The organism is Pimelobacter sp. 30-1, from assembly GCF_018831735.1.
Lineage (GTDB): Bacteria > Actinomycetota > Actinomycetes > Propionibacteriales > Nocardioidaceae > Nocardioides.
This window is the reverse complement of record NZ_NHTS01000005.1, coordinates 148,544-165,720: the sequence shown is the minus strand read 5'-3', so window position 1 is coordinate 165,720 and position 17,177 is coordinate 148,544. Positions and strand designations below refer to the sequence as shown.

Sequence of the window (17,177 nt, the reverse complement as noted above, 5' to 3'; positions counted from 1 at the left end):
CAGCGCTGAGCCTGGGGGCGGATCAGTCCTGCTGGTCCGCCTCCAGCCAGCCGCGGAACGCCTCGAGGTTGGCCGTCGACTCGCCGCGCTCGATGCGCCACGCCCACTCCTTGCGGATGGACGACTCGAAGCCGAGCTCGAGGATGGTGTTGAACGCCTCGTCGGCATAGGTGAGCACCGAGCCGAGGAGCCGGTCGAGGTCGTCGGTCGTGACCGACGACAGCGGCAGGCGGGCGTCGAGGTAGATGTCGCCGTGGTGGTCGATGCCGAACGCGACGGCGTACATCTTCATGTTGCGCTCGAGGAGCCAACGGTAGACGCGCTCGAACTCCTCGTCGGGCCGGCGGCACACGAAGGCGTGGACGCCGAGGGCGTGCGGGCCGAGGTCGAGGCGGACTGGGGTCTGGAGCTTCTTCTCGCCCGGCAGCGCGAAGCTGAAGACGCTGCCCTCGTCGGTCTCGTCGAACTCGATCTCGTTGTCGCGCAACCAGGCGCGGACGACGGCGGCGGGCTCGCTCATCGCACCGCACCCGCCTCGTGGCGCAGCAGCGCGTGCGCGCGCTCGTAGACGGCGAGGGTCTGGGCGGCGGTGGCCTCCCAGGAGAACTCCCGGGCCTGGACGAGCGCGCCGGCCGCGAGCCGGTCGCGCAGGTCGGCGTCGCCGAGCACGCGCTCGAGCGCGACGGCCCAGTCGTGCGGCTCGTGGGTGTCGACGAGGAGGCCGCTGCGGCCGTCGCGGACGACGGTGGTCAGGCCGCCGACGGCAGCGGCGACGACCGGGGCGCCGGAGGCCTGGGCCTCGGCGGCGACCAGGCCGAACGACTCGTTGTAGGAGGGGACGGCGACGGCGCTCGCGGCGGCGTACCAGCCGGCCAGCTCGTGCTGGGGCACCGGCGGGACGAAGCGGACGACGTCGTCGATGCGCAGCTCGGCGGCGAGGTTGGCGAGCGCGGCCGGGCGCTCCAGGCCGCTGCCGGACGGCCCCCCGACCACGGGTACGACGAGCCGCGCGCGCAGGTCCGGCCGGCGCACGAGCAGCTCGGCCACCGCGCGGAGCAGGACGTCGGGCGCCTTGAGCGGCTGGATCCGGCCGGCGAACAGCAGCACGAGCGCGTCGGCGGGCAGGTCCCGCTCGCGGCGGGCCCGGGCCCGCTGGGCGGGCGTCAGCGGCCGGAAGACGTCGGTGTCGACGCCGGGGTGGACCACCTCGACCCGGCCCGGGTCGGCGTCGTAGAGGTTGATGAGCTGCTTGGCCTCGAGGTCGGTGTTGGCGATGAGCACGTCGGCGGCCTCGACCACCTGCTCCTCGCCGATCACGCGGGCCTCGGGCTCGGGGGCGTCGCCCGCGGCGAGCGCCTCGTTCTTGACCTTGGCCATCGTGTGCATCGAGTGCACCAGCGGCACGCCCCAGCGGTCGCGCGCGAGCGCGCCGACCTGGCCGGAGAGCCAGTAGTGGGAGTGGACGACGTCGAAGTGGCCCGGCGGGTGCTCCGCCTCGGCGCGCAGGACGTCGCGCGCGAAGACGCACAGCTGACCGGGCAGCTGCTCCTTGGCGAGCCCCTCGAAGGGGCCCGCGTGGACGTTGTGCACGGTCACGCCGTCGCGCACGCCGACGACGGGGTCGAGCTGGGAGCTGGTGGCCCGGGTGAAGATGTCGACGGCGATGCCGCAGTCGGCGAGCCGGCGGGCGACCTCGAGGACGTAGACGTTCATCCCGCCCGCGTCCCCCGTGCCGGGCTGGTCGAGCGGCGAGGTGTGCAGGCTGATCATGGCGACACGCTTGATCGCGGCCTCTGCCATGCCACCTCCCGCAGTCGTCTGCGCTCTGCTCGCCCAATCCCGGTCGATCGGTCAACCCTCCCAGTGTGCCTGGCATTCCCGTTCGTCCAAGATGGGGTCCATGAGCACCCGCACCGCCGTCGTGACCGGAGCCTCCAGCGGGATCGGGGCGGCCACCGCGCGCCGTCTCGCGCAGGAGGGGTTCACGGTCGTCTGCGCCGCCCGCCGTACCGACCGCATCGAGGCGCTCGCCGCCGAGATCGGCGGCCGGGCCGTCGTCTGCGACGTCACCTCCGTGGACTCCGTGGCCGCGCTCGCCGCGGCGGTCGGCCCACGGCTCGACGTCCTGGTCAACAACGCGGGCGGCGCGATCGGCCTGGCTCCGGTGGCCGACGCCGATCCCGAACAGTGGCGCCGGATGTACGACGTCAACGTGCTCGGCCTGATGCAGGTCACCCAGGCGCTCCTGCCCGCCCTCGTGGCGAGCGGCGCGGGCACCATCGTCAACATCGGCTCGACCGCGGGGCGCACGGCGTACGAGGGCGGGGCGGGCTACACCGCCGCCAAGCACGGCACCAAGGTGGTCACCGAGACGCTGCGGCTCGAGCTGTTCGACCAGCCGGTCCGGGTCTGCGAGGTGGCGCCCGGGATGGTGCGCACCGACGAGTTCTCGCTGGTCCGCTTCGGCGGCGACCAGGAGCGCGCCGACGCGGTCTACGCCGGGGTCGCCGAGCCGCTGGTCGCCGAGGACGTCGCCGACGCGATCGCCTGGGTGGCCACCCGCCCGGCGCACGTCAACATCGACGAGCTCGTCATCAAGCCGCGCGCGCAGGCCGCGGCGCACAAGGTGCACCGGGTCTGACCCTCAGCGGCCCACCAGCCGCCGGATCCGCCGGACCCGCAGCGCGACCGCCCGCGGCACCCCGCCCCAGGCGGTCGCCGAGCGGACCGGCAGCGCCGCGTGCGCCGGCAGCACGAGCGTCATCGCGAGCTGCTGGACGTCCCGGGCGCCGCGGACCGTGGCCAGCCCGTTGCGCACCTCGCGCCCGGCCCGGGCGCCGCCGAAGATCGCGACCGGGTGCTCGTGGGCGGCGCGGGCCCGGGCCAGGGCCGCGTCGGGGACCCGGTCCAGCGCGGCCAGCACCGCCGCCGGCACCGTCGCCGGCAGCCCGACCGTCGCGCGGGCCGCGGCCAGCGAGGTGAGCGCCGGGGACGAGAGCGGCTCGGCGAGGACGGCGGGGTCGCGAGCCAGCCGGCGCAGGTCGACCAGGGTGCGCAGCCAGGTCCAGCCCTCGCGGTGGCCCGCGAGGTGGCGGAAGGCGTCGGCCGGCGCGAGCGTGGGCAGCCGGACCCCGCCGACCGCGACCGTCGTACGGCGGGCGAGGAGGTCCGCGGTGGCCGGCTGGGCCCCGGGCATGGCGTCGAGGCGCCAGTGCAGGTCGACGTCGGCCCCGGCGCCCAGGTAGGTCAGCGTGTGGCCCCACCGCTGCACGTGCCGCCAGGCCCACATGTCCGGCTCGACCCGGCCCTGCTCGTGCAGCGCCCACCCGGCCCCGGTGAGCAGGCGGTGCGCCGCGGCGGCCGCCTCCGGGCGGACCAGCAGGTCGACGTCGCCCGCGCCGCGCGCGGCCGGGTCGCCGGTCGTCAGCACGGCGAGCGCGACCCCCTTGAACACCAGCGGGTCGAGCCCCGCCGCGTCGAGCAGCCGCCAGGCCCGGACCGTCTCGAGCACGTGCACCTGGCGCTGCCCGCGCGCACCCTCGACCATCGCGCCGAGGACCCGGACCACCTCGGCGGGCAGGCCCAGCACGTCCGCCCGGGCCAGCAGCAGCTCGGGCACCCGGTGCCGTCGTACGGCGTCGAGGAGGTCGCGCACCGGCACCTCCCCGAGGGGCACGGTACCGCCGGTCGCCCGGCCCTCCTCGGCGTCGAGCGCGCTGCGCACCAGGCGGCAGAGCAGGTCGAGCGCGGCACCGGTCACCGCGCGAGCGTGGCACGCGGTGACGGCCCGGCTCAGCCGAACCCGGAGTCGGCAAAGGTTAAAAATGGGGTGAACCGGCGATCAGGACGTGTCCTGGGGACCGCCCGCCGCGTTGCAGTGGTGACGGAGCACTCCCTCCCTCCGTCCAGCACCCAAGGAGCTCCTATGAAGCTGAGCTACGTTGCACCCACGCTCGAGTCCCTGAGCCTCACGGCGACGCAGGACATCGACATCGACATCGACATCACCCTCGGGCTCGGCAGCTGACCTTCAGGTTCCGCCTGGCTGCGGCCGTCGCGTGGTGCCTGCTCGGCCTCACGCGGCTGCTGACGGTGGTCCTGCCGTTCGGTGCGGTACGTCGCCTCCTCGGCGAGCCGGCCGCACCGGACGCAGCCGCGCCCTCGGTCACCCCGGCCTGCCCGGACGCCACCGCGCGCGACCTCGGTCGTGCCCGGTCGGTGGCCCGGGTGGTCCGGTACGCCGCGACGCGGACCCCGTGGACGTCCGACTGCTACCCGCAGGCGCTCACCGCGCGCCTGCTGCTGCGGGCTGCCCGGGTCCCGCACACGGTCGTCTTCGGGCTGCGCCGCGGCACCGCCGGTGACCTGCGGGCGCACGCCTGGGTCACCGTCGGCGACGCGACCGTCACCGGCGGCTCGACCCGGGAGTGGACGCCCGTCGGCCGCTTCAGCTGGCATCCCTGAACCGCTCACGTCATGTACTCCGGCTACGGACTGCGCATCGACAGCGAGCTCCCGCTGCCCGACCTGGCACCGGAGCCCGCGGGACCGTCGCGCCCGCGCCCCGATGTCGTCGTACGGCTGGGGGCGGTGGCGCCCCCGTCGTCATCGGCGACCCTGCTCCCACGCGGGCTGTGGGTCGACGGCGCGCGGGTCGGGATCGACGTCCCGGACGTCGGTCGCTACGCGTGCGAGGGCGGCGCACGCATCACGATCCAGGCCGCGCCGGGCGTCTCCCCCGATCGCCTGCGGCTGTTCCTGCTCGGCTCGGCGCTCGGTGCGCTGCTCGCCCAGCGCGGCCTGCTCGTCCTGCACGGCAACGCCTTCGTCGTCGACGGCGCCGCCGCGATCGTCCTCGGCCACTCCGGCGCCGGGAAGTCCACCCTGGCCGCCGAGATGCACCGGCGCGGGCACCTCGTGCTCAGCGACGACGTGGTGCCCGTCGATGCCGCCGGCCGGGCCCTGGCCGGCTGGCCGCGGATCAAGCTGTGGCAGGACGCGCTCGACCGGATCGGCGTACCGACGGCGGGGCTGGCGCGGGTCGACGCCGCCTTCGCGAAGTTCCACGTGCCCCTCGACCGCGCCCCCGGCGTCCTCGCGCCGGTGCCGGTCCGGTGGCTGTACGTCCTCGACCGGCACGACGGGCCGCTGCGCGTCGTACCTGTGGCGGGGGCGGCGGCGTTCGCCTGCCTGCACGAGCACGGCTATCGCAACGAGATCCTTGTGGGCGACCTCCGTCGTACGCACTTGGCGCGCAGCGCCGCCCTGGTCGGCACCGCCCGGATCGCCCGCGTCGAGCGCCCCCACGGGATCGACTCGGTCGCGGCCTCGGCCGACGCGATCCTCACCGACATCCGCAGTGACATCCGCACCGACGTCTCGGGCCGAGAGGAGCACCAGCATGCGCCGAGCCGACCAGCCTGAACGATGGGTGCGGGACCCGGACCTCCACGCCGTCGAGATGGGCGAGGAGTTCGTGATGATGGGCCTCGCCCAGGGCGAGTACTACTCCGTCAAGGGCGTCGCCGCGACCCTCTGGCGCCACCTCGCCGAGCCCCGCGACCTGGCCGAGCTGTGCGCGCTGGTCGCCGCGGAGTACGACGTCACGGCTGAGCGCTGCCGCGCCGACGTCCAGGCGTTCCTGGACCAGCTGCGGGGCAAGCGGATGGTGCTCGCGGCGCCCTGAGACCTGCGGGACCGGACGCCCGTACGCCATATCGTCGCCGCGCCCCTGCGCGCCTTGACAGGTACGGACAACTCGCCGGACGGTCGCTCCAGACCCACCCCGAGGAGCGCGCCATGAAGATCCCCCGCCGTATCGGAACCCTGCTGGCCGGCACGGTCGCCGCGCTCACCGCGACGCTGTCGCTGACCGCTCCGGCGGCGCACGCCACCGGGTACACGCCGACCGGTGGGCCGGGGATCAACCTCGTCGGTACCGGGATCACCTTCACCGACATCGAAGCCGCCCAGACGATCAGCTGCCCGACGAACAACCTCAGCGGCACCGTCATCAACCCGGGCGTCACGCGCACCTACGGCAGCCCGGCTGCATCACTGACGACGATGACCTCCAGCGGCTGCATGAGTGGCATGGGCCCGGGCACCCTGACCCAGGTCGGCACGTGGAACCTGGCCTTCACGGGTGCGCCCACGGGGGCGGTCTGGCCCGCCCGCATCTCGAACGTCACGATCAACTTCACCTCGGGCTGCAGCTTCCCGATGGGCGGATACATCGACGGAACCTTCAACCAGTCCACACAGCGGTTCACACCCGCCGCTGGTGCCTCCGGCCTGACCATCACGGGCACCCCGATCAGCAACCTCGGGGTCCCGAACGGAGGTTTGTGCGCCACGTTCGACTTCCAGCTGGGCGACACCATCGGCGTCGGCGGCTACTGGACCAACACCCCGCCGGCGGGCAGCACCCCGCTCACCGCGACCGCCGGCTTCGGCGCCACCGGTACGACGGTCGCCTTCGTCGGCACCAACGTCAGCCTCCACGACATCCCGGCCAACCAGCTGATCACCACCTGCCCGACCTTCACCATGAGCGGCTCGGTGGTGAACCCGGGCACGCCTCGTGCCTACGGATCGCCAGCGGTGTCGCTCCCGACGAACGCGACGAGCGGGTGCTCCGGTCCGGCCACCCTCACGCCGTCGGGCTCCTGGAACCTGGTGGTCACCGCGGCACCGGATGCGACCGGCCTGGTCTGGCCGACCCGGCTCACCAACGTGACCCTGGCCTACGCCCGGACGGGCTGGTGCTCGTTCACGATCACCGGGTCGGTCAACGGCAGCTTCAACGAGACGACCCAGCGGTTCACGCCGGGGTCGGGGGCCTCCGGCCTGACCATCTCCAGTACGCCGACGGGCGCGATGTGCGCCTCGCTGGGGTTCAGCAGCGGGCAGACGATCTCCGTCGGCGGCTACTGGACCAACACCGGCCCGGCGCTCGGCCTGGCCTGACACCCAACGCCCGGCCGCCCGGCCTCCCTGGCGGGGCAGGGCGGGGCGGGCAGGGCGGCGCCGGTCAGGCCAGCGCGCGGTCGAGCGCGGTGGCCACGTGCAGCGACGTGCACGGGAACACCGGGATCTCGGAGTCGGCCTGGCGCACGAGCAGCTCGAGCTCGGAGCAGCCGAGGATGACGCCGCCGGCGCCGGCGTCCCACAGCTCGCTGATCATGCCGACGACGGCGCGGCGGGAGTCGTCGAGGACCTTCCCGTGCACGAGCTCGTCGTAGATGATCCGGTTGAGCTCGTCGTGGCGGGCCTCGTCGGGGACGAGGACGCCGAGGCCGTGGCTGGCGATGCGGTCGGTGAAGAAGGTGCGCGACATCGCGAACTGGGTGCCCAGGAGGGCGACCGTCTCGACGCCCTCGGCCTTGCAGGCCTCGGCGACGACGTCGCCGAGGTGGAGCAGGGGGATGCCGACGGCGTCCTGGACCTGCTCGGCGACGCGGTGGAAGGTGGTGGTGCAGAGCATCAGGAAGTCGGCGCCGGCCCGCTCGACCGAGACGGCCGCGTCGCTCAGGATCGCCGCGACGCCGTCCCAGTCCTCCGCTTCCTGGAGGGCGGTGACCTCGGCGAAGTCGACGGACGTCATCGCCGTCTTGGCGGAGCGGAAGCCACCCAGCCGCTGCTCGACTCCGCGGTTGAGCGCCTCGTAGTACAGAGCGCTGCTCTCCCAGGACATACCGCCGATGAGGCCGATCGTCTGCATGGGCTGAGTCTAGGGTCACGTCGGCGATGCGCGGAGGAAGGTCCCGCGCCAGTAGGCTGGTCGTTCGTGTCCCAGACTCGTCGTACCGATCTCCGCAACGTCGCCATCGTCGCCCACGTCGACCACGGCAAGACCACCCTCGTCGACGCCATGCTGCACCAGGCCGGTGCCTTCAGCGCGCACCAGGCCGAGGGTGTCGCCGAGCGCGTGATGGACTCCGGTGACCTGGAGCGCGAGAAGGGCATCACGATCCTCGCGAAGAACACCGCGGTCCACTACCGCGGGCCGTCCGCGCAGGAGATGGCCGACGGCGACATGGTCATCAACATCATCGACACCCCCGGTCACGCCGACTTCGGTGGCGAGGTCGAGCGCGGTCTGTCGATGGTCGACGGCATCGTGCTGCTGGTCGACGCCTCCGAGGGTCCGCTCCCCCAGACCCGGTTCGTGCTGCGCAAGGCGCTCAACGCCGACATGCCGGTGATCCTCGTGGTCAACAAGACCGACCGCGGCGACGCCCGGATCGACGAGGTCGTCGACGAGACGTACGAGCTGTTCATGGACCTGCTCGACGACTCGCACTCGCAGGACGCGCTCGACTTCCCGGTCGTCTTCGCCTCCGGCAAGGCCGGCATCGCCTCGCTGACCAAGCCCGAGAACGGCACGCTGCCCGAGGGCACCGACCTCGAGCCGCTGTTCCGGACGATCCTCGAGACCATCCCCGCCCCCGAGTACGACGCCGACGCCCCCCTGCAGGCGCACGTCACCAACCTCGATGCCTCCCCCTTCCTCGGCCGCCTCGCGCTGCTCCGGATCAAGCACGGCACGCTCAAGAAGGGCCAGCAGGTCGCGTGGATGCGCCGCGACGGCGAGGTCAAGAACGTCAAGATCACCGAGCTCCTCGTCACCGAGGGCCTCGAGCGCAAGCCCGGCGAGTCCGCGGGCCCCGGTGACATCGTCGCCGTCGCCGGCATCCCCGAGATCACCATCGGCGAGACGCTCGCCGACCCGGAGAACCCGGTCGCGCTGCCGCTCATCCACGTCGACGAGCCGGCCATCTCGATGACCATCGGCACCAACACCTCGCCGCTCGTCGGCAAGGGCGGCAAGGGCCACAAGGTCACCGCCCGCCTGGTCAAGGACCGCCTCGACTCCGAGCTCATCGGCAACGTCTCGCTCCGCGTGCTCCCGACCGAGCGCCCCGACGCCTGGGAGGTGCAGGGCCGCGGTGAGTTGGCGCTGGCCATCCTGGTCGAGCAGATGCGCCGCGAGGGCTACGAGCTCACCGTCGGCAAGCCGCAGGTGGTCACCCGCGAGATCGACGGCAAGGTGCACGAGCCGTTCGAGCGGCTCACCATCGACGCGCCCGAGGAGTTCCTCGGCACCATCACCGAGCTCCTCGCCAACCGCAAGGGCCGCATGGAGGGCATGACCAACCACGGCACCGGCTGGGTGCGCATGGAGTTCGTCGTCCCGGCCCGCGGCCTGATCGGCTTCCGGACCGACTTCCTCACCGAGACCCGCGGTACCGGTATCGCGCACTCGATCTCCGAGGGCTACTTCCCGTGGGCCGGCGAGATCCGCTCGCGTCAGTCGGGCTCGCTCGTCGCCGACCGCTCGGGTGCCGCGACGGCGTACGCCATGACGTCGCTGCAGGAGCGCGGCACGATGTTCGTCGACCCCGCGACCGAGGTCTACGAGGGCATGATCGTCGGCGAGAACTCCCGCGCCGACGACATGGACGTCAACATCACCAAGGAGAAGCAGCAGACCAACATCCGGTCCGCCACCTCCGACAACTTCGAGAAGCTCATCCCGCCGCGCAAGCTCTCGCTCGAGCAGTGCCTGGAGTTCTGCCGCGAGGACGAGTGCGTCGAGATCACGCCCGAGACGGTGCGGATCCGCAAGGTCATCCTCGACCAGAACGAGCGGGCCAAGATCGCGAGCCGCGCCCGCAAGGCCAACAAGTAGCACCCGCGCTCCAGCGCAACACGAGGCCCCCGCCCCGGACCACGGTCCGGGGCGGGGGCCTCGTGCGTTTCAGCGGGTGACGCGGACCGTACGGGTCGCGGTGACCGCGGCGTGCGTGGCCGTGCGGGGCACGGTCACGGTGATCCGCCAGCGGCCGGCACCCAGGCGGGGTACGGCGACGCTCGCCCGGCCGTCGACCACGCGGGCGGTGACCCGGCGGGTCACGCCGCCCTTCTTCAGGGTCAGCCGGACCGTGCCGTCGACCCGGGCGCCGGTGGCCGAGCCCAGCACCACGCGGACCCGCTTGCCGGCACCGGTGACGGCGACGCGGGTCAGCGTGACCGCGGCCCGGGTGACCCGCAGGGTCGCCGTGGCGGAGGCGGCGGCCTGGCTCCCGTCGCCGGCGTACGACGCGCGCAGGGCGTGCGTCCCGACCGCGAGCCGGGCCGGCAGGGTGAACCGGGCGACGCCGGCCACGAGCGCGGCCCTCCGGTCCCGGCCGGCCCCGGTCAGCCGGACCTCGCCGGTGCGACCGGGCGCCCGGACGACGACCACGGCGGCCTTGCCGTAGGCGCTCGGCCCGGCGACCGACAGCGTCAGGTCCGTCGTGCGCGGCGTCACTGACAACACCGCGGCCTCGGAGACCACCGCACCGGCGCGGTTGGCGACCTTGACCCGGAAGCGAGCCCCGTGGTCGCCGGCCTCGACCGCGTCGAGGGTCAGCTGCGCGGACGTCTCGCCCTCGGCGGCGACCCACGACGAGCCGACCCGGCGCTGCCACTGGTAGGTCAGGTCGGGACCGGTGGCGCTCACCTGCAGGGTCACCGGGTCGCCCGCGGTCGCGGTGACCGAGGCCGGCTGCGCGGTGATCTGCGGGACGACGGCGCCGGTGTCGACCGGCCGGGCGCCAGTGAGGTCGACGACGAACGGGTACGGCGGCTTCTTGGCGTCCGCGGCCCCACCCGACGAGTACCAGTACGACGACAGCCCGGTCTTGAACTGGAAGTCGACGAAGCCCTGGGGCCACGAGCCCCAGCCCGCGCCGGTCCGGTCCTGCGCGGCCTGGCCGGCCGGTACGCCGAGCTCGACGCCGGCGTAGTCGGGCGCGACCGAGATCCGCCCGGCCGGGTCGATCTCCACGTCGTGGAAGGTCGCCACGGTCACGTCCGCCACCGGGTCGAGCGGGGTGCGGTCGTTCGGGTCGGCCATCGTCGCGGCGTACCCGGACAGGTCGGCGGTCAGCGTGCCGGTGCCGTCGGCGGCGACGCTCAGCTCGGGGTCGGTGAGCGTGAACGGCACCAGGCCGCCGTAGAAGTTGACGCTGAACGCGCCGTCCCACGCGATGCTCGCCGAGCCGTCGGCAGCCAGCTCGGCGCGGCCCTCGGAGAGCCGGACGAGCTGGGTGACCGTGCCGCTCGCAGGCGCCGCCCGGGTGCCGTACGTCGCCGCGGTCTCGGTCCCGGAGTGCGCCCGGTGCACGACGGCGACGTCGCCGTCGGTCGCGCGGTAGGTGGCCTCGTCGCCGTCGGAGACGCCGGCGGAGAGGTAGTTCGACCCGCCGAACGGCGGCACCGCCTGGATCTCCTTGTTGCCGGACCACTCCATGCTGACGCCGTCGAGCGTGAGGCCGTCCTCGGGGATGGTGACCGCGGGCTGCACGGTCAGGGTGACCGCCGCCGAGCGGACGCTCCCGACCCGGTTGGTCGCCTTGGCCCGGAACCGGGTACCGCTCTGGGCGACGTCGGTGTCGGGGATCATCAGCGAGCCCTCGGCCATGACGAAGTTCTCGTCCTCGGCGTCGATCGGCTGCCAGAAGCCACCGACCCGGCGCTCCCAGGTCAGCCGCGGCGCGGGCAGTCCGGCAGTGCCGGCGGTGAGGACGGCCGGGCTGCCGGCGCTGACCGTGACCGAGCGCGGGGGCGTCACGATCGTGGGCGCGGAGTCGACCGTGAGGGTGGCGACCTCCGAGACCACCGTGCCGATGGGGTTGGTCGCGACGACGCGCACCTCGGTGCCGTTGTCGGCGGTGCCGGCGTCGAGCCGCAGCGTGGTGCCGGTCGCGCCGTCGACGTCGGCGAAGCGACGTGCCCCCGGCGCCTTGGTCTGCCACTGCAGGTCGCCGGTCGAGCCGGCCGCGAGCGCGACGGTGAGCTCGGCGGTCCGCGTCGACTCGCCGGCGGCGAGGGTGACGGTCGTGTCGGCCGGGTCGGTGCCGATCTCGGGGGTGCGGCCGGCCAGCTCTAGGCGGTGCACCATGCGGTTGTTCGAGAGGACGTAGACCGCGTCGCCGTGCACGAGGGTCGCGGCGATCGTCGTACCGAAGCCGCGGACCTTGCTGATCCGTCCGTCCAGGAGCATCCGCAGCTCGCGGGCGTTGATGCTCGCCAGCGCCATCAGGTCGCCGTCGCCGCTGAGGCTCGACACCGCGCCGCCCACGTCGGGGCTGGTCGCGAACGGCACCAGCGGGTCGGCGGCGACATAGCCCTCGGGCGTGCGGTTCCAGCGCAGCACGCCGGTGCGGATCGTCGGGTAGTCGTCGTAGTCGCCGGCGGCGCGCACGAGCGTGCCGTCGTCGAGCATGCCGTAACCGGTCGTCGCGTCGATGCCGGTCGTCGCCTCCAGCGACTCGGAGCCGGTCTCGCCGACGATCCGGTAGGCGCCGATCGGCTGCCACTGGAACGTCGAGCCGATCACGATGCCCTGGCCGTCGGCGGCGAAGAGCACGGTGCCGGGCTTGCCGCCGTCCGGGTACGGGAGGTCGCGGTGGGTGTGGCTGCCGTCGGGCTGGAGCGTGTAGACGCGCAGCGACGGCGTACCGACCTGCCAGGAGGCCCAGACCTCGCCGGTGACCGGGTTGACCGCGATGTCGTTGCTCGCGCCGGAGTCCGGGACGGGCAGGGTGTCGAGCACCTTCCACTCGCCCTCGGCGTCCTGGCCGATGACGGTGACGGCGGTGTCGATGACGTACGCGCGGTCGTTCTGCGGCGAGTAGACCACGTGGCGCGGGTTCTGGCCCGCGACGGTCACCGCGACCTTGCGCTCCAGGGTCCGGGCGTCGAGGGCGACGACCTGGCCGGTGTTGTAGTTGCGGGTCCACAGCCAGTCGTGGTCGGTGTCGTAGCTCATGCTCTGGCCCTGGAAGGTGTCGAGCGAGACGCTGGTGTTGGCGTAGAACGGCTGACCCTGCGGGTCCCACGACTCGGTGGTGACGACCGGAGAACCGCCCGGGCCGGCATAGCTCAGCGCCACCGGGTCGAGCTCGGCGCCGGCGGCGTAGAAGCCGCTGAACGCCGGGGCGCCCGCCGCGGTGAGCCGGGCCGGGATGCCGGTCCAGGTCGACGTACCGGCGTCGGCGGCGTAGGTGCCGGCCTCGGTGTCGAGCACCGCCAGGACGACGTCCGGGTAGGCGGTGACCTCGCCGGAGGTCATGTCCTTGCTGGTGAGGTCGGCGCGCAGCACGCTCTGGTCGCCGTTGAGGTCGACCCGCACGTCGGTGACGTCGAGGTCGAGCTGGCCGTCGTGGCCGTCGAAGCCGACCGCCCCGGCGAACGCGATCCGGGTCAGGTTGCCCTCGTCGTCGAAGATGCCGGTGCCCCCGGTGAACCGGAAGGTGCCGTCGGCGTTGCGGCTCGCCCCGCCGGACGTGGTGATCGAGCCGTGCGCGATGGCGCCCTCGACATAGCTGCGGAACGACGCCTTGATCCCCCAGTCGAGCACCGCGCCGCCGACCTGCGTGGTCGCGGCCCGGGCGGGCGCCGCCGTCCCGGTGACCAGCAGGCCCAGCAGCACGCCGAGCACGGTGGCGAGAGCGAGCGAGCGGGCGCGCCGGCCGGGCGGCGCGATCGATTCTCGGGGTCGGGGTGCTGCCATGAGCGCGAAGCCTCCTGCGGTCGGACCGGCGGCGCGCGCCGGCACGGGATGGGGGTGGCCGAGAGAGGTCACCGAAAATTAGGTGAGCCTTACCTAAGACTCCCACATCGAGGCGCGTTTGTTGACAAGGCGTCCAAAAAGCGGCGGGGGGGCCGGTCAGGAGCCGCGCAGCACCTTGTCCATCGCCTTGCCCTTGGCCAGCTCGTCGACGAGCTTGTCGAGGTAGCGGATCTTCTGCATGAGCGGGTCCTCGACGTCCTCGACCCGGATGCCGCACACCGAGCCGGTGATCAGCGCGGCGTTCGGGTGGAGGTGCGCGGCGGCGAAGAAGTCCGCGAAGGTCGTCTCGTCCGCGAGGTGGCGGCGCAGCGCGGCCTCGTCGAAGCCGGTCAGCCAGGTGATCACCTCGTCGAGCTCGGCCTGCGTGCGGCCCTTGCGCTCGACCTTGGTCACGTAGTGGGGGTAGACCGACGCGACGCTCGTGGTGAAGATCCGGTGCACCCGAACGAGGGTAGTCGCCGTCCGCCCGGCCGACCTCCGCTCGACTAGCCTCCGAACCATGCCCGACCTCGACGTCTCCTCGGCCCGTCAGCACACCCTCGGCGACCTCCCCCGGCGCACCGCGCAGCGGGTCCCGGACAAGCTCGCGATCATCGACCGCGGGACCCGGCTGACGTTCGCCGAGCTCGACGGGTACGTCGAGCGCACGGCCGCCGCGATCACCGCCGCCGGCCTGGCCAAGGGCGACCGGCTGGCCCTGCTGAGCCACAACTGCTGGGAGTTCGTGGTGCTCGACTTCGCCGCGGCCCGGGCGGGCGTGGTGCTGGTGCCGATCAACTTCATGCTCGGCGCCGACGAGATCGCGTTCATCCTCGACCACAGCGGGGCGGCGGGCTTCGTCGCCGAGGACGCGCTGGTACCGGTGGCCGACGCGGCGATCGCGGCGGCGGCCGACCCGCAGGTGCGCACGCGACAGGTCATCCGGCTGGGCGACGCGGCCGTGCCGGACGGGTGGAGCGACCTGGGCGGCTGGCTGGAGCACGAGGGGCCGGCGGTCGTCGTACCGATGGCGGACGACGACCCGGTCCGGATGATGTTCACCTCGGGCACCGAGTCGCGCCCCAAGGGCGCGCTGCTGAGCAGCCGCTCGCTGATGTGGCAGTACGTCTCGTGCGCGCTCGACGGCTCGATGAGCGCCGATGACATCGAGCTGCACACGCTTCCGCTCTACCACTGCGCCCAGCTCGACTGCTTCCTCGGCACCGACGTCTACCTCGGCGCGACCAGCGTGATCCTGCCCGGCCCCGACCCGGCCACGGTGCTGCGGACGATCGCCGAGCACCGGGTCACGAAGTTCTTCGCGCCGCCGACGGTCTGGATCGGGCTGCTGCGTCACCCCGACTTCGACACGACCGACCTGTCGAGCCTGCGCAAGGGCTACTACGGCGCCTCCCCCATGCCCGTCGAGGTGCTGCGCGAGCTGAGCGAGCGGCTGCACGGCGTGGCCCTGTGGAACTTCTACGGCCAGACCGAGATGGCCCCGCTCGCGACGATCCTCGGCCCCGACGAGCAGCTCCCCTACGCGGGCTCGGCCGGGCGTCCCTCGCTCAACGTCGAGACCCGGATCGTCGACGACAACGACGAGCCGGTCCCGGCCGGCACCGTCGGCGAGATCGTGCACCGCAGCCCCCACGCGACGCTGGGCTACTACCGCGACGAGGCCAAGACCGCGGAGGCGTTCCGCGGCGGGTGGTTCCACTCCGGTGACCTCGGCTACCTCGACGACACCGGCCACCTCTACGTCGTGGACCGCAAGAAGGACATGATCAAGACCGGCGGCGAGAACGTCGCCAGCCGCGAGGTCGAGGAGGCGATCTACACCCACCCCGACGTCGCCGAGGTCGCGGTGTTCGGCGTCAGCCACCCGCGCTGGGTCGAGGCGGTGGCCGCGGTCGTCGTCCCCCGTGCCGGGGCCGCCCTGAGCGCGGACGACGTCCTGGCGCACGCGCGCTCGGTGCTCGCGGGCTACAAGGCGCCCAAGTACGTCGTCCTGGCCGAGGCACTGCCCAAGAACCCCAGCGGCAAGATCCTCAAGCGTCAGCTCCGCGACGCCCACGCCGACCTCGCGGCGGGCGACTGACGGACCGCCCAGCGGAACGCGCGGCCCGGGGCGGCGTACGGGCGCGGGAGACTGGGCGCCGTGACGAGACCGGCGAGCAGCGAGGACCGCTGGCTGTTCGCCACCCTCGCGGCGATCACCACGGTCACCGCGGTCGTCAGCAGCCTGGGCGCGCCGCTGGTGCCCAGCATCGCCGCCCGGTACGACGTCCCGCTGAGCACCGCCCAGTGGGTGCTCACGTCCACCCTGGTCACCGCGGCCGCCACCACCCCGGCGCTGGGGCGCTGGGGCAGCGGTCGGCTGCGGCGGCCGGTGCTGCTGGCCGGCCTGGCCGTCGTCCTGGTCGGCGTAGTGCTGGCGGCGCTGCCGATCACCATCGGGACGCTCATCGCCGGGCGCACGCTCCAGGGCGTCGGCCTCGCCCTGACCCCGCTCACGCTGGCCGTGGCGCGCGACGTGTGGACCGGTCCCCGGCTGGCCTCGCGGCTCTCGCTGCTGTCGATCGCGACGGTCGCGGGCGCGGGCCTGGGCTATCCCGTCACCGGCGTGATCGCGGAGCACTGGGGCATCAGCGGCGCCTACTGGTTCGGCACGGCGCTCGTCACCCTCACCCTGCTGCTGGCGGTCCGCTTCCTGCCCCGGGAGGCACAGGGAGCGCCGCAGCGCGTCGACGTCCCCAGCGTCGCGCTCGTCGGCGTCGGGATGGTCGCCACCCTGCTCGCGGTCAGCCAGGGCGAGCGGTGGGGCTGGACCGCGCCCGGCGTGCTCGGCCCCGCGGCGGGCGGCGTGCTGCTCCTGACCGGCTGGGTGCTGCGCACCCGCCGGCTCACCGCCCGCGGCGAGCAGCCGCTCGTCGACCTGCGCCTGGCCACCCGGCCCGGGGTGCTCGGCCCCAACGGTGTCGCGTTCGCGCTGGCGGTCGCCATGTACGGCCTGCTCACGCTGGTCGTGCTGCTCGTCCGCGACGACGGCAGCGCGGGCTGGGGGCTCGGGCTCGGCCCCGCGGAGGCCGGCGCGGTGCTGCTGCCCTACTCCTTCATGAGCGTGGCCGGCAGCCGCGTCGCGCTGCGTCTGGCCCGGCGCCACGGCCCGCACCTGCTGCTGCCGCTCGGCTCGACGGTCTTCGCCTCGGCGATGGTGCTGCTGACGCTGTGGCACGACACCTACCCGCAGGCGCTGCTGGCGATGGCCGTGGGCGGGCTGGGCAGCGGGTTCACGTTCTCGTCGCTGCCGACGCTGATCGTGCCCCACGTGCCGCGCGCCGAGACCGGCAGCGCGCTCGCGTTCAACCAGCTGCTGCGCTACCTGGGCTTCTCGGTGGGCTCGGCGGTCACCGTCGCCCTCCTCGAGATGTACGGCGGCCACGTCGCCGCCTTCCGGGCGACGGCCCTGACCATGGCCGGCCTGTGCCTGGTCGCGACGGTCGCGGTGGTCGTCGTACCGTGGCTGCGGCGAACGGCCCCCGCCGCGCAGCCCGAGGCGCTTTGATGGAGC

General features: G+C 73.4%; 14 protein-coding genes. 8 read left to right on the top strand and 6 right to left on the bottom strand.

The window, feature by feature from the left end; genetic code table 11:
* Positions 1-22 precede the first annotated feature (22 nt).
* Both CCO04_RS12165 and mshA read right to left on the bottom strand, forming a co-directional pair.
* Positions 23-520 carry a YbjN domain-containing protein gene (locus tag CCO04_RS12165; RefSeq protein WP_215814412.1) on the bottom strand — a complete coding sequence of 166 codons (498 nt, stop codon included), beginning with the start codon at positions 518-520 and terminating at the stop codon, positions 23-25.
* The gene (mshA, locus tag CCO04_RS12160) at positions 517-1,770 is read right to left on the bottom strand and encodes a D-inositol-3-phosphate glycosyltransferase (RefSeq protein ID WP_252373152.1); all 1,254 of its coding nucleotides are present in this window, start codon (positions 1,768-1,770) and stop codon (positions 517-519) included. The genes CCO04_RS12165 and mshA overlap by 4 nt, the downstream gene beginning before the upstream one ends.
* A 130-nt stretch (positions 1,771-1,900) precedes the next feature.
* On the opposite strand from mshA, the gene CCO04_RS12155 reads away from it, so the two are divergent.
* Complete coding sequence (locus CCO04_RS12155) at positions 1,901-2,641, top strand: SDR family NAD(P)-dependent oxidoreductase (protein ID WP_215814410.1); 741 nt, start codon at positions 1,901-1,903, stop codon at positions 2,639-2,641.
* A gap of 3 nt (positions 2,642-2,644) precedes the next feature.
* Here the strand turns inward: CCO04_RS12155 and CCO04_RS12150 are convergent, their stop codons facing one another.
* The gene (locus tag CCO04_RS12150) at positions 2,645-3,760 is read right to left on the bottom strand and encodes a nucleotidyltransferase family protein (protein WP_215814409.1); all 1,116 of its coding nucleotides are present in this window, start codon (positions 3,758-3,760) and stop codon (positions 2,645-2,647) included.
* A gap of 263 nt (positions 3,761-4,023) precedes the next feature.
* Here CCO04_RS12150 and CCO04_RS28520 point away from each other — a divergent pair, with 263 nt between their 5' ends.
* From CCO04_RS28520 to CCO04_RS12130, 4 genes are all read left to right on the top strand, one after another.
* The gene (locus tag CCO04_RS28520) at positions 4,024-4,464 is read left to right on the top strand and encodes a lasso peptide biosynthesis B2 protein (RefSeq protein WP_308281232.1); all 441 of its coding nucleotides are present in this window, start codon (positions 4,024-4,026) and stop codon (positions 4,462-4,464) included.
* 12 nt (positions 4,465-4,476) lie between these two features.
* The gene (locus CCO04_RS12140) at positions 4,477-5,424 is read left to right on the top strand and encodes a hypothetical protein (RefSeq protein ID WP_215814408.1); all 948 of its coding nucleotides are present in this window, start codon (positions 4,477-4,479) and stop codon (positions 5,422-5,424) included.
* Positions 5,402-5,686, top strand: coding sequence for a PqqD family protein (locus CCO04_RS12135; RefSeq protein ID WP_215814407.1), 285 nt, complete (start codon positions 5,402-5,404; stop codon positions 5,684-5,686). The genes CCO04_RS12140 and CCO04_RS12135 overlap by 23 nt, the downstream gene beginning before the upstream one ends.
* 113 nt (positions 5,687-5,799) lie before the next feature.
* Positions 5,800-6,969 (top strand): hypothetical protein, encoded by a 1,170-nt coding sequence (locus CCO04_RS12130; RefSeq protein ID WP_215814406.1) that lies wholly within the window; start codon positions 5,800-5,802, stop codon positions 6,967-6,969.
* A 64-nt stretch (positions 6,970-7,033) separates the two neighbouring features.
* Here CCO04_RS12130 and CCO04_RS12125 read toward each other — a convergent pair whose 3' ends face one another.
* Positions 7,034-7,723: an aspartate/glutamate racemase family protein gene (locus CCO04_RS12125; RefSeq protein ID WP_215814405.1), complete on the bottom strand. Its 690-nt coding sequence runs from the start codon at positions 7,721-7,723 to the stop codon at positions 7,034-7,036.
* A gap of 66 nt (positions 7,724-7,789) precedes the next feature.
* Between CCO04_RS12125 and typA the strand changes: the two genes are divergently transcribed.
* A complete protein-coding gene (typA, locus tag CCO04_RS12120; RefSeq protein WP_215814404.1) occupies positions 7,790-9,694 on the top strand; it encodes a translational GTPase TypA in 1,905 nt (634 codons plus the stop codon).
* A 69-nt stretch (positions 9,695-9,763) separates the two neighbouring features.
* On the opposite strand, the gene CCO04_RS12115 is transcribed toward typA, so the two are convergent.
* Entirely contained in the window at positions 9,764-13,564 is a 3,801-nt protein-coding gene (locus CCO04_RS12115) for an HtaA domain-containing protein (RefSeq protein ID WP_215814403.1), read from the bottom strand.
* A 156-nt stretch (positions 13,565-13,720) separates the two neighbouring features.
* On the bottom strand, positions 13,721-14,065 hold the full coding sequence (locus tag CCO04_RS12110; protein ID WP_257752313.1) for a DUF2200 domain-containing protein: 345 nt from the start codon (positions 14,063-14,065) through the stop codon (positions 13,721-13,723).
* Between the two features lie 58 nt (positions 14,066-14,123).
* On the opposite strand from CCO04_RS12110, the gene CCO04_RS12105 reads away from it, so the two are divergent.
* Positions 14,124-15,704 carry a fatty acyl-CoA synthetase gene (locus CCO04_RS12105; RefSeq protein WP_215814401.1) on the top strand — a complete coding sequence of 527 codons (1,581 nt, stop codon included), beginning with the start codon at positions 14,124-14,126 and terminating at the stop codon, positions 15,702-15,704.
* 60 nt (positions 15,705-15,764) lie between these two features.
* On the top strand, positions 15,765-17,171 hold the full coding sequence (locus CCO04_RS12100) for an MFS transporter (protein ID WP_215814400.1): 1,407 nt from the start codon (positions 15,765-15,767) through the stop codon (positions 17,169-17,171).
* Positions 17,172-17,177: the final 6 nt, after the last annotated feature.

Excerpts from the sequence above, each read along its gene's own strand:
- CCO04_RS12165 (WP_215814412.1), bottom strand. The coding sequence starts at position 520 with ATGAGCGAGCCCGCCGCCGTCGTCCGCGCCTGGTTGCGCGACAACGAG.
- mshA (WP_252373152.1), bottom strand. The coding sequence starts at position 1,770 with ATGATCAGCCTGCACACCTCGCCGCTCGACCAGCCCGGCACGGGGGAC.
- CCO04_RS12155 (WP_215814410.1), top strand. The coding sequence starts at position 1,901 with ATGAGCACCCGCACCGCCGTCGTGACCGGAGCCTCCAGCGGGATCGGG.
- CCO04_RS12140 (WP_215814408.1), top strand. The coding sequence starts at position 4,477 with ATGTACTCCGGCTACGGACTGCGCATCGACAGCGAGCTCCCGCTGCCC.
- CCO04_RS12135 (WP_215814407.1), top strand. The coding sequence starts at position 5,402 with ATGCGCCGAGCCGACCAGCCTGAACGATGGGTGCGGGACCCGGACCTC.
- CCO04_RS12130 (WP_215814406.1), top strand. The coding sequence starts at position 5,800 with ATGAAGATCCCCCGCCGTATCGGAACCCTGCTGGCCGGCACGGTCGCC.
- CCO04_RS12125 (WP_215814405.1), bottom strand. The coding sequence starts at position 7,723 with ATGCAGACGATCGGCCTCATCGGCGGTATGTCCTGGGAGAGCAGCGCT.
- CCO04_RS12115 (WP_215814403.1), bottom strand. The coding sequence starts at position 13,564 with ATGGCAGCACCCCGACCCCGAGAATCGATCGCGCCGCCCGGCCGGCGC.
- CCO04_RS12105 (WP_215814401.1), top strand. The coding sequence starts at position 14,124 with ATGCCCGACCTCGACGTCTCCTCGGCCCGTCAGCACACCCTCGGCGAC.